Here is a 15,179-nt window from a genome sequence, read left to right as displayed (position 1 = left end):
ACGCCTTAGCTAAGGCGTCCAATACTCTGAATCCTATGTTATGTCGGGTATTCTCGTATTCATAACCGATATTCCCCAACCCTACAATCAGATATTTCATCAATAAAACAGGTTTATCGATCGTTATTTAGCGGCAGCTTGCGCACCACGAGCGGCACGAGTCAAGTTAACCGCACAAACTACGGCATTCTTGGCGTTCATCAATTCCAAACCTTCGAAATGGAGTTCTCCCACTTGCAAGGTTTTACCCAATCCCAAATTGTCGATATTGATTACCAAACGTTCGGGGATATTGGAATAGATGGCTTTTACTTTCAGTTTTCTCATCGACAAACTCAATTTACCACCGGCACGTACACCCTCAGAGTGTCCTTCGAGTTGAACCGGAACTTCCATAACAACGGGTTTCTTATCGGATACTTCCAAGAAATCCATATGCAGAATAGCATCGGTCACAGGGTGGAATTGCAAATCTTTCAATACCGCCATCTTTTTTTCACCATCGATAGTCAACTCGACTGCAAAAATATCGGGAGTATAAACCAATTTACGAACGGCATCCTTAGTCACAGTGAAATCGGTAACGATAATACCTTTTTTACCACCGGGAAGTTCTACCAATTTTTCACAGGGTTTGAGCGCTCCCTGATAAGGCAATTCTACCAACTCGCCACCATTCAGCACTGCGGGAATCAATCCTTGCTTACGCAAACCTTTTACTGCTTTCTTGCCCAAATCGGTACGGGCCGTACCATTTAATTGAAATGTTTTCATCGTTGTGTTGTTTTGTGTTACTCAAAATTAAGCTTTCACTGCTCCTTAATTTCCCATCACACGGAATTTTCAAAAAGCGGGGCAAAGTTAACATTTTATTTTCTTACCCACAAGCCTTTACGAAATTATTCCTCTCGAAACAAAAAATCGGGGAAGCGTTTTTTCTCCGCTCTCCTTTCGCTATCTTTGTCACTATGAAGATAGGTGCTCGGCATAGCCAAATCGGAAATAGAATTTCCGTTTGTCTTTACACTCACCTTTTTGTATCTTTGCAATTCATAATAAAGAATTTAAACACACCAACCACCATGAAAGGAAAAATCTTGGTTACCGGAGGAACGGGATACATCGGGTCTCATTCCACAGTAGAACTGCAAAATGCAGGTTACGAAGTTGTCATCATCGACAATCTATCCAACTCTAACATCGAAGTACTCGACGGAATCGAACGTATCACAGGCAAACGTCCTACGTTCGTTCAAGCCGACTGTACCGATATGGAGGCTTTGCATCAGCTTTTTAAAGAGAATCCCGGAATAAAAGGGATCATACATTTCGCGGCGAGCAAAGCAGTGGGCGAATCGGTTCAAAAACCTTTGCTCTATTACCGCAACAATCTAATGTCTCTTGTTAATTTATTAACTTTAATGCCGGAATATGGCGTAGAAGGAATCGTATTTTCATCGTCTTGTACCGTTTACGGACAACCAGACGTTTTACCGGTAGACGAATCGGCTCCTATCAAACCCGCCTTATCGCCCTACGGCAATACCAAACAGATTTGCGAAGAAATTATTAAAGATACCATTCATGCCAGCGCTCCTTTCAAATCGATCATTCTCCGTTATTTCAACCCGATAGGGGCACACCCAACCGCCGAAATAGGAGAACTGCCCAACGGCGTTCCCCAAAACCTTATCCCATACTTGACCCAAACCGCCATCGGTATTCGCAAAGAATTGAGCGTATTCGGCGACGATTATCATACTCCCGACGGTTCTTGCATTCGCGATTACATCAACGTCGTAGATCTTGCAAAAGCTCATGTGACAGCCATGAATCGTATGCTTGAAAATAAATCGCCCGAAGCTATCGAGATATTCAACCTCGGTACGGGGCGAGGGGTTTCCGTGCTCGAACTAATTTCTGCATTTGAAAAAGCTACGGGGGTAAAAGTTCCTCACAAAATAGTAGGACGTCGAGAAGGCGATATAGAACAAGTGTGGGCTAACCCTGAAAGAGCGAATAAAGTTCTAGGCTGGACAGCACAAGAAAGCATCGAAGACACGCTTGCTTCTGCTTGGAAATGGCAATTGAAATTACGCGAAAGAGGTATTATGTAATGTATAATCATCTATCTTTCTAAAAAACAGAGCCTTTAATAAAGGCTCTGTTTTTTGTTTCTATCAAAGTTATCAGAAAGAAATATCCTCCTGTCTTATTGCATTATATTGCTTTTGTGAGTATGAAGATAGGCTGCGGTTCGGCATAGTCAAATCGGAAATGAGATTTCCGTTTGCATCTGCACTCGCCTTTCGCTATCTTTGCCTTAAACAGAAATAAGAAGATATGCCGGAGGTATGTATATTCTTTGGAATTATAATCAGTTTATAAATGCATCAACGACCCAAAATCCAGTATAACAACAATAAATAATTATTTTATATCTCTTTCGTCAAGCTAAACTCCTTATCGGCAAATAATTCGGCTAACCCGGATATTTGTTTAAACCGTAATAATTCGTCCTTATCCATACCAATATTCCGCATAATCCAGCTATCGGACATACCGGCTTTCGTCAACTCCGAAACAATTTCGCACATCAATTCGATACAATGCGTACCTCTCGCCCTATTATGCCGTATGGTAGAAGCCATTCTGTTCGAAAGGTCTTTATCTATCACCACCACCGGCAACAAACCCTTTTCCCTGTCATATATACGCTTGGAGGTTTTCATAACTTTATAGCGATGAAACCCGTCGACCAGTTCATACTGGTCTTTCTCCGGAATATAATAACACACACAGGGCATCGTATATCCGTCCTCCCAAATAGAAAGTTCGAGTAATTTCATCTCGGGCGGAGCAACAATATTCGGATTATACGTATTGGCGACCACTTTTTCCACGGGAACAGCAATCACATTGTAAACCGGACTTTTATACTCTTCCATTTTTCAAATCAATGCTTTATATTTTTCCATCACTCGTTCTTTTTGTTCTTTCTCGGCCTTATTCAAAGAAAAGCCCATGTATTTGCATGTATGATCGTTTTTAAGAATACATATACACATGCGTTTAAATGTGGGGAGTTCTTTAAATTCGGGGATATCAATATCGTCTAAATATTCCATTCGTACAGGTTTTTTCTCGGTCCTGTAATTGGAATGGTCACCTACGGTAATAGGAATTCCCATCTTTTCCAGCTTTCGAATGGTTTCATCTGCCAGACACCCCCCTTTATCCCGCCAGAAGTTCATACTCACCGACAATTTTCGCTGGTAATTTTTACGAGTGTTTTCCGGAAGCGTTTTCAACAAAAAATCCAAATATCCTTCCCATGTCATATTGGGTGGAAGTTTGATAGAATGCCAGCCCATCATAGATGTATTCCCATACAATCCGGCAAAATTCACCCCATTGACCCGACTTACCATTTTCCCCCACATATCCGGGTCTATCGCACGATACAAACGGAGGCTCGATATGGCCTGCGATATAAACGGGCTGGCCACCCTTTGCTTATCCAACGGGACCCCAGCTCGATAGTAGAGATCGTACAGCTTGTTATAATCCCAATGATACCGGCCGTTAGCGACCCACACGTCGGTCGTCAGCCAATCGTGTATGGGATAGGCATTGCAAATGCCATATTTCATCTCACGAATCCACTTCAAACCTTTATACTTCCTGTAATTCTTATCGCTATGAATCGTGCGCCAACGATTGAAACTTTCTTGTGTGCGAATGCCGATGAGACAACAAGTCCTGCGAGCTGCATTCCGCTTGTGCAACCATTCGGCGAACTTAATCTGAAACTCATAGTCCCATAAATCATCTGTATAAAAATCGAAGTCTTCTTTCGTATAACAGTTTTCTGGTTTTTCTCTTACCCATAACGGGCGCATAGAGTCCTCCCACGGGCGCCAATAGTTTTGATACATCGAAGCACACGTCGTAACCTTGAACGGGACGCAAATCCTATATACATCTAATATATCGGAATTAGATGCCAATACTCTGTCTACATAACGCGTCGTCTCCTCATATTGGACTTCATAGTCGATATGAAATACCCCCAATCTACGATTCAATTTATTCTGGCGAATATAATCGATACATAAATTAAGAAGCACACCGCTATCTTTTCCTCCCGAAAAAGAAACATACACATTATCAAAATCGGAAAATATCCGATTCAATCGCTCCAAAACGACTTCATACACACTGCTTCTCAGATTCTCCATTTGCCTCATACACCATTTTTACATACAATTTCCACGTTTTCAATTCAGAAAATCCACACGCCCGAAAGGCATCAACATGCCGAACATGAGAAATCGCATAAAGAGTGCAGTCTTGGGCAAACTCTTCTTTCGCTTTTTCGATAAGAGAAGTCAACAATTCGGAAGAATCTCCCGCCAAATAGTAATTATCGATACAAGCTCCCGCAGTTTTTCTTTCAACAGGCATAAAACCTTTTACCTCACCTCGTTCCAAAGCGATGAACCAAAGGTGTTTACGAGAGGTTTTAAACGGATAATTATTGTTCTGACGAATAATGGGAACACTCATAACTAACGGTGCAACAAGGGCATATAGCCGCGCATCTGTCCCCGGCAATTTTTCTACTATCATGGTGGAGCATTTTTGTGATTCATTCGAAACATAACATCGGTATGTTCCAAATGCCTCTATCTTATTTTAGTCACAAAAATAAAAAAAGAATGAATATATACAGCAACAAAAATGTCACAATTTCACTATAACAATAATATATAAAATACGATTTATCGTTATTCTATGGGCAAACCGTACATTTAAAATGTTTTAGAACATATCCATTTATATTTTTTACAACACCTAAAAACCTGTCGCGAACAAATTTTTTCACTTAAAAATCATACCTGTCTTATTCCCTTTGTAATCTTTGTTTATTCACAAAAAATTTTTATCTTTACCCATAATTATAAAACTTTCTTAAATAATCGTTTTTTAATTAGAAGTATTTCAATTTTAGAATTATTCTAATTATATTTGTACCAGAATTAAAAACACATCAAAAACAAAGAATGCTATGAGTAGTATTAAAGGAACAAAAACAGAACAGAACTTATTGAAAGCTTTCGCCGGAGAATCGCAAGCTCGTACTCGTTACACTTTTTTTGCCAGCGTAGCAAAAAAAGAAGGTTATGAACAAATCAGCGCCATTTTCATGGAAACAGCCGAACAGGAAAAAGAACATGCCAAAAAGTTCTTTAAATTTCTCGAAGGCGGTATGGTCGAAATCACAGCCTCCTACCCTGCCGGCGTAATCGGAACAACCGCAGAAAACCTGAAAGCGGCAGCAGAAGGTGAAAACGAAGAGTGGGTAGATCTTTATCCCGAATTTGCCAAAATCGCCGACGAAGAAGGATTCCCCGCTATCGCACACACATTCCGTAACGTCTCCAAAGTAGAAGAAGAACACGAGAAACGCTATCGCAAACTGTTATCAAACATCGAAAACGGAACCGTGTTCTCCGACAGCGAAGAAATCGAATGGCAATGCCGCAACTGCGGATATGTGTTCCGTGGCAAAAAAGCACCCGAAGTATGTCCCGCATGCGCTCACCCGCAAGCCTTCTTCGAACGCAAGAAAAATAACTATTAAAATTCAGTTTCAAAAATCTCAAAACAACCCATCGGTCTGCCCTTATCGGGTAGACCGATATTCTTTAATTATGGATATTACAGCATTACGAAACCTCACCTACGGGCTATATGTCGTAGGCACTAATGACAACGGCCGCCCTACGGGGTGTATCATAAATACTTGTTTTCAAGTAACCAGTGAAAATCCCATTGTCGCTATTTCCATGAACAAAAACAATTATACCCACGATATAATCGTACGACATGGGAAATTCAGCTTAGCTATTCTCGCAGAAGAAAGCGACACATCTTTAATCACTACTTTCGGGTTTCAATGCGGTCGAGACCGAAACAAATACACAAATTACGATTATGAGTGGCAAAACGATGTCCCCATCTTATCAGGGAAATTTTCGGGACATATTATCTGCGAAGTATTGCACATTGCCGACAACGAAACTCACGACGTAATTTTTGCCCGCGTCCTCAATACCATTCCCGACAATGGTACTCCTATGACTTACGCCTACTATCACCATGTAATTAAAGGAAAAGCTCCCAAAAACGCACCGACCTACATCAAGGAGGAAAATGTTTCCCCAGAAGATCCGAAACCAAACTCTGGAAAAAAGTACATTTGCGAAGTATGCGGATACATTCACGAAGGAGAATTGCCAGACGATTTCAAATGTCCGGTCTGTCAAGCACCGAGGAGTTGTTTCAAAGAAATTTGATTTACTATGAACCAAATTCCCGATCGAAAGTTCTATTTTCAATCGGGAATTTTTACTGTTTCAAAAGATAGGAACCACCGAGAACCCAATCTAATTCACCAAACTTGCTTTGGCTTATAGTTTACACTATCTTTGCATAAAATGCAAAACAGACGATATTATCTTTTATTAGAACTTTTAATCTTTACACAATGGATTTTATAATCGACAATCATCTGCAAGGCCTCGTTATTGGAATCTGCACATTTCTAATCATCGGAATGTTCCACCCCATAGTCGTCAAAGCCGAATACTATTGGAGTACTCGTTGTTGGTGGTTATTTTTATTTTTGGGGATAGCAGGCGTGATATCGTCTCTATGCATCGAAAATGTAGTTATATCGTCCTTGTTGGGTGTTTTTGCCTTTTCTTCTTTTTGGTCGATTAAAGAAATCTTCGAACAAGAAAAACGCGTGCAAAAGGGCTGGTTTCCCAAAAATCCTAAGCGGACTTACAAATTTTAAAGAGCATACCCATCATATTTAACGCCTTATCCTATACAATACTACAAAAAAGAGCTATCTTTGCAAGAGATATAAATAGATGCCATACTGGCATAATCGAGTGAAACATATCGATTTGCAAGACATTCTATTTTTAGATAGTGTTGTTATGAAGTATCTTTACGCAGTCTTTTTCGCGTTAGTATTCAGTGGCTTCGTCCTTCCAACGGCCGTAGCTCAAACAACTATGGAGAAAGAGATCTGGAAGATCGACGACAACCGTCAAAATGAACCCGTCCAAGAAGCCCCCATAGAGGTTTCGAGCAAGGACGGAAGCATTTATATTCGTACCCCACGCAAAGTACAGGTAATAGTCTACACGATATTAGGACAGATCGTAACCGACCGGACCATCAATCCCGGCCTCTCTGAATTAAAAATAGGTGTCCGAGGTATTTATTTAGTTAAAATAGAGGGACAAACACAAAAGATTGCTCTTTAATATATCCTTTTTACTTCAAATCGATATTACAAAAATAAAACCTTAAACATTGTTTCAATATTTCATGAAATAGTTTAACTTTGTCCCTATAAAGTTAAACTTAAAAACCGAAACAATGGAAAGTATCGATTGGTCAAACCTGTCATTCGGCTATATGCCTACCGACTATAATGTACGGTGTATTTACAAAGACGGGAAATGGGGCGACATTACAGTTACCAGCTCACAAACATTCGAAATACACATGGCGGCCACTTGCCTTCATTACGGACAAGAGGCATTCGAAGGAATGAAAGCCTTTCGGGGTAAAGACGGAAAAATCCGCATTTTCCGTATGGACGAGAATGCAGCTCGCTTGCAAAGTTCCTGCCGGGGAATCATGATGCCCGAACTGCCCACAGAGAAGTTTAACGAAGCCATACTAACCGTAGTCAAGAAGAACGAAAGGTTCGTACCTCCCTACGAAAGCGGAGCTTCACTCTATATACGCCCATTACTAATAGGAACATCGGCACAGGTAGGAGTCAAACCGGCCAAAGAATATTTGTTCATCGTCTTCGTATCTCCGGTAGGTCCTTATTTCAAAGAGGGTTTCAAACCTACCCCTATGGCGATACTCCGTCAATACGACCGCGCCGCTCCACTCGGAACAGGACGCTACAAAGTAGGAGGAAATTACGCAGCCAGTTTAGTGGCTGGCGAAAAAGCCCATGAACTGGGATATTCCGCCGTACTCTATCTGGACGCCAAAGAGAAAAAATATATCGACGAATGCGGCCCGGCCAACTTCTTCGGCATTCGGGGAAACAGCTATATCACCCCGAAATCGACGTCCATTCTCCCTTCAATCACCAACAAAAGCCTCATGCAACTTGCCGAAGACATGGGCATGACGGTAGAAGTACGACAAATACCGGAAGATGAAATCGGGACATTCGACGAAGCGGGAGCTTGTGGAACAGCTGCCGTCATCAGTCCTATCGCCCGTATAGACGACCTCGATGAAAACAAATCGTATATTTTCTCCAAAGACGGTAAACCCGGACCTATTTGCGAAAAGCTATACAATAAGTTACGCGCTATACAATATGGCGACGAACCCGATACTCACAAATGGATTACTATCGTAGAATAACTACAAGATTATACAACGGCAGCCCGGAGAGACACTCTTTCGGGCTGTCGCTTTTATAACACATTTTTTCAGTGACAACCATGAATATCCAACAAATCTTCGAAAAATACTATCAACCCGGAACGCCTCTTTATAACAGCGTATGGTCCCATAGCAAACTGGTTGCCGAAAAAGCCCTGAAACTAGCCCAAGCCCACCCGGAATTAAATATCGATTCGGACTTTGTTTACGAAGCCGCCATGCTTCACGACATCGGTGTATACCTCACCCATGCTCCTTCGATTTACTGTACAGGAGAAGAGCCCTATATCCGTCACGGCATTATAGGAGCCGAGCTTCTTCGAAACGAAGGATATCCCAAACACGCTCTCGTTTGTGAACGACACACAGGAACCGGACTGACGGTCGATGACATCGTCTCCCAAAACCTCCCGCTTCCACACCGTGACATGTGCCCTATAAGTCTCGAAGAAAAACTCGTTTGCTTCGCCGACAAGTTTTATTCGAAATCTACTCCCGACCAAGAAAAACCGTTCGATAAAGTTCGTAAAAGCGTTGCTAAATATGGCGATGCGTCTCTACACCGTTTCGACGAAATGGCCACTCTGTTTTTATAGAAACCTACACAATCAATAAAAAGAAGATACTCTGAACATTGAATAAAATATATTAAATAAAGCCCAAACGCCGATAAGTCATGGAAAATGTGTATTTTTGCGAGTTGATTACAGATTGACAGCCGGATGCCAAAAGACAGCAAAAAATACGCTATACTTTTATCTCTTCTATGCTCCTCACTGTTTGTGTCGCTCATCGCACAAGACAGGCATCCGTCTTATAGCGAAGTGACTTCACTCGATTCCACCACGAGCAAAGATAGTGCTACTTTATTATCAAATAAACCGATAACACTTTTAGACAGTATTTCCAAAGATTCGTTACAATCGGATTCGTTAGGAGTCGATTCGCTTGCCAATGATTCTGTCTCACCCAAGAAAAAGAAAGCCGGTTTGACTTCGGTTGTCGATTACAAGGCCAACGATTCTATCGTTTTCACCCACGGTAACGAGGTGTACATGTATGGAAAAGGGGTAGTACAGTTCGATGGCATGGAGCTCAACGCAGATCAAATCGAGATGAACATGGACAGTAGCTTAGTCTACGCCGTGGGTCGTCCCGACTCTGTGGGAGATATAGTGGGCCGTCCCGTTTTCAAGGATAAAAGCGGAGAGTACGAATCGGAAACCATGAATTATAATTTCAAGACAAAAAAGGGATATATTACCAATATTGTCACCCAACAAGGCGAAGGTTACTTGACAGGCGGACAAACTAAAAAAATGGAGAATGACGAATTCTACATGAAAAGCGGACGTTACACGACATGCGACAATCACGATCACCCGCACTTTTATCTGCAATTAACCCAAGCGAAAGTCCGTCCCAAAAAGAATATCGTAACGGGGCCGGCTTATATGGTACTGGCCGATGTTCCTCTTCCCCTCGCCATTCCGTTCGGCTTTTTCCCTTTCACCGAAAAATATTCATCGGGTATTATCGTTCCCACTTTCGGAGACGAACTGGCACGAGGATTTTATTTGCGTGACGGCGGTTACTATTTTGCCATCAACGATTACATAGACCTTGCACTGACCGGTGAAATTTACACAAAAGGTTCATGGGGTATCAACGCCCGTTCGGCCTATATCAAACGATACAAATATTCCGGTAACTTCGATTTGAGTTTCATCACAACCATTACCGGAGATAAAGGGTTGCCAGACTATTCAAAAATGAAGAACTTCAAAATAGCATGGACCCATACCCAAGACACTAAAAACAACCCGAACATGTCGTTATCGGCAAGCGTTAATTTCACAACCAGCGGATATACCCGAAACGATTTGAACAGCTATTACAATTCCAACAGCTTTACCGAAAACACCAAAAGTTCTACGGTAAACATGACCTACCGTATTCCTAACTCGTCATGGAGTTTTTCGGCAACCGCCAATATCACTCAACGTACGCAAGACTCGACACTAAATGTTTCTTTCCCCAATTTAACCGTGTCAATGGGGCAAATTTATCCATTCAAACGGAAATCGGTCGTGGGCAATGAACGTTGGTATGAAAAAATACAAATGTCGTATAGCGGTCGTTTCCAAAACTCGATTCTCACCAAGCAAGACCAGATACTTAAATCGAATCTGATTAAAGACTGGCGAAACGGTATGTATCACAACATTCCCATATCGGCGACTTTCAATGTGTTCAAATATCTCAACCTGACTGCCAGCTTCAACTTTACCGACCGTATGTACACCAACAAAGTTATGAGAGAATGGGATACTCAGCAGTCAAAAATAGTTCAAGACACAACCTACGGATTTTACAACGTATTTAATTATTACGGTTCGTTAAGCGCAGATACCAAACTGTACGGATTCTACAAACCGTGGAAAATATTCGGCGACAAAGTACAGGCCATACGACACATTTTCACTCCATCTATATCGTTCAGCGCCGCCCCCGATTTCAGTTCTCCCCGATATGGTTTTTGGAAAACACTTTCCTACGTAAACGAACGAGGAGAAACGGTGACCGAAAAATATTCTCCTTTCTCAAACGGAATATTCGGCACAGTGTCACAAGGGAAACAAGGAACAGTATCGTTCTCGGTATCGAACAATTTGGAAATGAAAGTCAAATCGGACCGCGACTCGACAGGAGTTCGCAAAATATCCCTAATCGAAAACCTATCGGCCAATATGAGTTATAATATGGCTGCAGACTCCATGAAATGGAGTAACCTGAACACCTCTATACTCATTAAACTAACCAAAGGGTTTAACCTACAAATGAGTGCGACATGGGATACCTATACTTATCAATTGGACAGTTACGGAAACCCTGTACGAGTGAACAAACCCCGGTGGACCGTAGGCAAGGGATTAGGCCGTTTGTCCAGTACAGGAACATCTTTCTCCTATACCTTCAACAACGATACTTTTAAAAAGAAGGACAAGAAAAAAAACGACAACAAACAGCCTCAACCACAACCCAATACACTGCCACCCGACCCGAATGAAGAGCCGGAAGACGATACAGCCTCGGAAGAATCGGACACACAATTCGGGGCCGACGGTTATGCGATTTGGGAGGTCCCGTGGAGTCTATCTATCAACTATTCGGTCAATTACGGATATGGGTCTTTCAACAAAAAGAAAATGGAATACAACGGCCGGTTTACCCAAAACCTAAGTTTTTCGGGGAATATCAACTTTACGAAAAACTGGTCTTTTAACTTCTCGGCCAGCTATGATTTCGACGCTAAGAAAATCGCCTATATGAACTGTAACATCACCCGAGATTTGCATTGCTGGTCGATGAGTGCCAGTTTCGTCCCTGTGGGACCTTACAAATCATACAATTTCCACATTAGCGTGAAATCGTCTTTATTGCAAGACCTCAAATATGACAAACGAGGAAATTCTTACAGCCGACTCGACTGGTATTAAACCCGGTCGCATTTGTCGCAACCCGTAAAAACCAACACATTTATAAGCTATTTTACCAATAACCATGCAAACCGACAACGATCTTATACTCGACCATTTGAACGACCCGATATTTCATCTCATCGGTGAAGTTGCCGATGAGATGAATCGCCCGTGTTTCGTCATCGGAGGATATGTACGCGATATTTTTCTGAACCGACCGTCCAAAGACATCGACATCGTAACCTTAGGCAGCGGTATAGAACTCGCCGAGGCTGTAACGACCAAACTGGGGAAACGGGCCCACCTGTCGACATTTCGGAACTTCGGAACAGCACAAGTAAAATACAGTGACCAGAAAGAAAATATAGAGATAGAATTTGTCGGAGCTCGAAAAGAGTCATACAGCCATGACTCGCGTAAGCCGATAGTCGAAGACGGAAGCCTGCAAGACGACCAGAACCGAAGAGACTTCACCATCAATGCTTTGGCTCTTTGCCTGAACAAAGAGCATTGGGGCATGCTCGTAGATCCATTCGACGGCATGAACGATCTGAAAAAGGGAATTATTCGCACCCCCCTCGATCCTGACATTACATTCAGCGACGACCCCTTACGCATGATGCGTGCTATCAGATTTGCCACTCAGCTAAATTTCCACATCGAGAAAGAGACATTCGCAGCCATCGAACGAAACCGAAAACGAATCGAAATCATTTCGAAAGAACGCATCATCGACGAACTCGGCAAAATCATACGTTCGGATATTCCCTCTCGGGGATTTATTTTATTAGACGACTGTAAACTGCTGCCTATCATTTTTCCCGAAGTCGCCGCACTCAAAGGAACAGAAACAATCGAAGGACGAGGACATAAAGACAATTTTTATCATTCGCTCGCCGTCCTCGACAATGTGGCACTGCGCAGCCGCAACGAATGGTTACGTTGGGCTGCACTACTCCACGACATCGGGAAACCACGTACCAAACGCTATGATTCCCGCCTGGGTTGGACATTCCACAATCACAATTTCATAGGAGAAAAAATGATTCCCGGTATTTTCCGCAAAATGAAACTACCGCTCAATGAGAAGATGAAATACGTACAGAAACTCGTAGGATTGCACATGAGACCTATCGTCCTCGCCGAAGAAGTCGTTACCGACTCGGCCGTAAGAAGACTCTTGTTCGATGCCGGCGATGACATAGATGATTTGATGCTTCTTTGCGAATCGGATATTACCTCCAAAAACAGAGAAAAGGTGAAACGATTCCGCGACAATTTCGAATTGGTGCGAACCAAACTGCGAGAAATAGAAGAAAAAGACAGCATACGCAATATGAAGCTCCCGATACGGGGAGAAGAAATCATGGAAACCTTCGGGTTACCGCCGTCCCGTCCCGTAGGTGAAATTTTATCGGCTATCAAAGAGGCCATACTCGACGGAAAAATTCCCAATGAATATGAACCGGCACGACTTTTTATGCTGGAAACCGCTGCAACAATGAATTTATTTCCGACAAAGAAATAATATAATATCAATTTTGCCGCAAATACAACACCAATAGCATACAAACAGATACATTTTTATCATTTTTATTGTAAAGTGGAAGTTTTTATAAGAAAATGCTTTCATTTTACGTATTTTGTATTATCTTTGCAACGAAATCAAAGAGAAAGATTACATATTTATAGAGACTTTCCAAAACTCAAAAAACATACTTATCAATGAAAACAACAGAAGTATTGAGCGAATTAAAACGCCGTTTCCCTAACGAACCGGAGTACCACCAAGCTGTGGAAGAAGTGTTATCGACTATCGAAGATGTGTATAACGAACATCCCGAATTCGATCGTTACAACCTGATCGAACGGTTGTGCATTCCCGATAGAATGTTTTCATTTCGGGTAACTTGGGTCGATGACAAAGGTCAAGTCCATACCAATATGGGATATCGTATCCAACACAATAACGCCATCGGTCCGTATAAAGGAGGCATCCGTTTTCACTCATCGGTCAATCCTTCGATCTTGAAATTCCTTGCTTTTGAACAAACCTTCAAAAATGCCTTGACTACTTTACCTATGGGCGGAGGAAAAGGCGGATCGGATTTCAACCCCAAAGGAAAATCGGACATGGAAATCATGCGATTCTGCCAAGCATTCGTTACCGAACTTTGGCGGCATATAGGCCCAGATACCGACGTACCCGCCGGTGATATAGGTGTAGGCGGTCGGGAAGTAAGCTACATGTATGGTATGTATAAAAAGCTGGCCCGCGAAAATACCGGGACATTCACCGGAAAAGGTCTTGAATTCGGAGGCTCACTTATTCGCCCGGAAGCCACAGGATACGGAAATGTATATTTCCTACTCGAAATGCTTAAAACCAGAGGAATAGATATTAAAGGGAAAGTAGTCACCGTATCGGGGTCGGGAAATGTCGCTCAATATACGGTGCAAAAACTTATCTCCCTCGGAGCCAAAGTTGTCACCATGTCCGATAGCGACGGTTATATCTACGATCCAGACGGAATCGATGAAAAGAAACTGGCTTACATCTTCGAACTGAAAAACCTCTATCGAGGACGCATTCGTGAATATGCCGAAGAATATGGCTGTAAATATGTAGAAGGAGGACGTCCGTGGGGAGAAAAATGCGACATAGCCATGCCTAGCGCAACACAGAACGAGCTAGATGGCGACGATGCCCGTACCCTGCTTGCCAACGGCTGTTTCGCCGTTTCGGAAGGTGCAAATATGCCTTCTACCCCCGAAGCTATCGAACAATTCCTCGCAGACAAAATTTTATATGCTCCGGGTAAAGCCGCCAATGCAGGAGGTGTCTCGGTAAGCGGATTGGAAATGACACAAAACTCAATGAAAATAAGCTGGACAGCCGAAGAGGTAGACCAAAAACTGAAACAAATCATGCACGATATTCATGAACAGTGTACCCGCTACGGTAAAGAAAGCGACTCTTATACCAATTATGTGAAAGGAGCCAATATCGCCGGGTTCATGAAAGTAGCCAAAGCGATGATGGCACAAGGGATATTGTAAAATAAACACATAAAAGAGGCAAAAAAGGAACTTATCGTAAAGTTCCTTTTTTTATTCGTAAAAGAATATAGCCTAAATGAGAAGATTCTCCCATAAAAGACTGTCCCAACTCTTATTAATAAGAAATCAGAGATT

At 42.2% G+C, this 15,179-nt stretch carries 14 protein-coding genes and 1 pseudogene; 10 read left to right on the top strand and 5 right to left on the bottom strand.

Annotated features, from left to right (window positions below):
- Positions 1-100: pseudogene (locus QVD32_RS02200) on the bottom strand (aminoacyl-tRNA hydrolase); the annotation flags it as partial.
- A gap of 23 nt (positions 101-123) precedes the next feature.
- Positions 124-774, bottom strand: a complete 651-nt coding sequence (locus QVD32_RS02195) for a 50S ribosomal protein L25/general stress protein Ctc (protein WP_008862767.1) — start codon at positions 772-774, stop codon at positions 124-126.
- Between the two features lie 308 nt (positions 775-1,082).
- Here QVD32_RS02195 and galE point away from each other — a divergent pair, with 308 nt between their 5' ends.
- Positions 1,083-2,117 carry a UDP-glucose 4-epimerase GalE gene (gene galE, locus QVD32_RS02190; RefSeq protein ID WP_021890918.1) on the top strand — a complete coding sequence of 345 codons (1,035 nt, stop codon included), beginning with the start codon at positions 1,083-1,085 and terminating at the stop codon, positions 2,115-2,117.
- Positions 2,118-2,435: 318 nt separating this feature from the next.
- Here galE and QVD32_RS02185 read toward each other — a convergent pair whose 3' ends face one another.
- The 3 genes from QVD32_RS02185 to QVD32_RS02175 are packed head-to-tail and all read right to left on the bottom strand — an operon-like array spanning position 2,436 to position 4,632.
- Positions 2,436-2,948 (bottom strand): IbrB-like domain-containing protein, encoded by a 513-nt coding sequence (locus QVD32_RS02185; protein WP_021890919.1) that lies wholly within the window; start codon positions 2,946-2,948, stop codon positions 2,436-2,438.
- A gap of 3 nt (positions 2,949-2,951) precedes the next feature.
- Positions 2,952-4,241: a DUF3440 domain-containing protein gene (locus QVD32_RS02180; protein ID WP_040296187.1), complete on the bottom strand. Its 1,290-nt coding sequence runs from the start codon at positions 4,239-4,241 to the stop codon at positions 2,952-2,954.
- Positions 4,213-4,632, bottom strand: coding sequence for a hypothetical protein (locus tag QVD32_RS02175; protein WP_008862771.1), 420 nt, complete (start codon positions 4,630-4,632; stop codon positions 4,213-4,215). Before QVD32_RS02175 ends, QVD32_RS02180 begins: the two co-directional genes overlap by 29 nt.
- 439 nt (positions 4,633-5,071) lie before the next feature.
- Here QVD32_RS02175 and rbr point away from each other — a divergent pair, with 439 nt between their 5' ends.
- From rbr to QVD32_RS02130, 9 genes are all read left to right on the top strand, one after another.
- Positions 5,072-5,647, top strand: a complete 576-nt coding sequence (gene rbr / locus QVD32_RS02170) for a rubrerythrin (protein ID WP_008862772.1) — start codon at positions 5,072-5,074, stop codon at positions 5,645-5,647.
- A gap of 70 nt (positions 5,648-5,717) precedes the next feature.
- The gene (locus tag QVD32_RS02165; protein WP_021890920.1) at positions 5,718-6,362 is read left to right on the top strand and encodes a flavin reductase family protein; all 645 of its coding nucleotides are present in this window, start codon (positions 5,718-5,720) and stop codon (positions 6,360-6,362) included.
- A gap of 191 nt (positions 6,363-6,553) precedes the next feature.
- On the top strand, positions 6,554-6,865 hold the full coding sequence (locus QVD32_RS02160) for a DUF4491 family protein (RefSeq protein WP_008862774.1): 312 nt from the start codon (positions 6,554-6,556) through the stop codon (positions 6,863-6,865).
- A 226-nt stretch (positions 6,866-7,091) separates the two neighbouring features.
- A complete protein-coding gene (locus QVD32_RS02155; RefSeq protein WP_195242006.1) occupies positions 7,092-7,346 on the top strand; it encodes a DUF6383 domain-containing protein in 255 nt (84 codons plus the stop codon).
- An 88-nt stretch (positions 7,347-7,434) separates the two neighbouring features.
- Complete coding sequence (locus QVD32_RS02150) at positions 7,435-8,481, top strand: branched-chain amino acid aminotransferase (RefSeq protein ID WP_262483666.1); 1,047 nt, start codon at positions 7,435-7,437, stop codon at positions 8,479-8,481.
- 80 nt (positions 8,482-8,561) lie between these two features.
- Entirely contained in the window at positions 8,562-9,098 is a 537-nt protein-coding gene (locus QVD32_RS02145) for an HD domain-containing protein (RefSeq protein ID WP_118686946.1), read from the top strand.
- Positions 9,099-9,224: 126 nt separating this feature from the next.
- The gene (locus QVD32_RS02140; RefSeq protein WP_118686947.1) at positions 9,225-12,002 is read left to right on the top strand and encodes a putative LPS assembly protein LptD; all 2,778 of its coding nucleotides are present in this window, start codon (positions 9,225-9,227) and stop codon (positions 12,000-12,002) included.
- Between the two features lie 64 nt (positions 12,003-12,066).
- Positions 12,067-13,512: a CCA tRNA nucleotidyltransferase gene (locus tag QVD32_RS02135; protein WP_021890924.1), complete on the top strand. Its 1,446-nt coding sequence runs from the start codon at positions 12,067-12,069 to the stop codon at positions 13,510-13,512.
- A 197-nt stretch (positions 13,513-13,709) separates the two neighbouring features.
- Positions 13,710-15,044 (top strand): NADP-specific glutamate dehydrogenase, encoded by a 1,335-nt coding sequence (locus QVD32_RS02130; protein ID WP_118686948.1) that lies wholly within the window; start codon positions 13,710-13,712, stop codon positions 15,042-15,044.
- Positions 15,045-15,179 lie beyond the last annotated feature (135 nt).

The organism is Barnesiella sp., assembly GCF_022723415.1.
Taxonomy (GTDB): Bacteria; Bacteroidota; Bacteroidia; order Bacteroidales; family Barnesiellaceae; genus Barnesiella; species Barnesiella intestinihominis.
The sequence above is the reverse complement of the archived record's forward strand: the minus strand, read 5'-3'. Positions and strand labels throughout refer to the sequence as shown.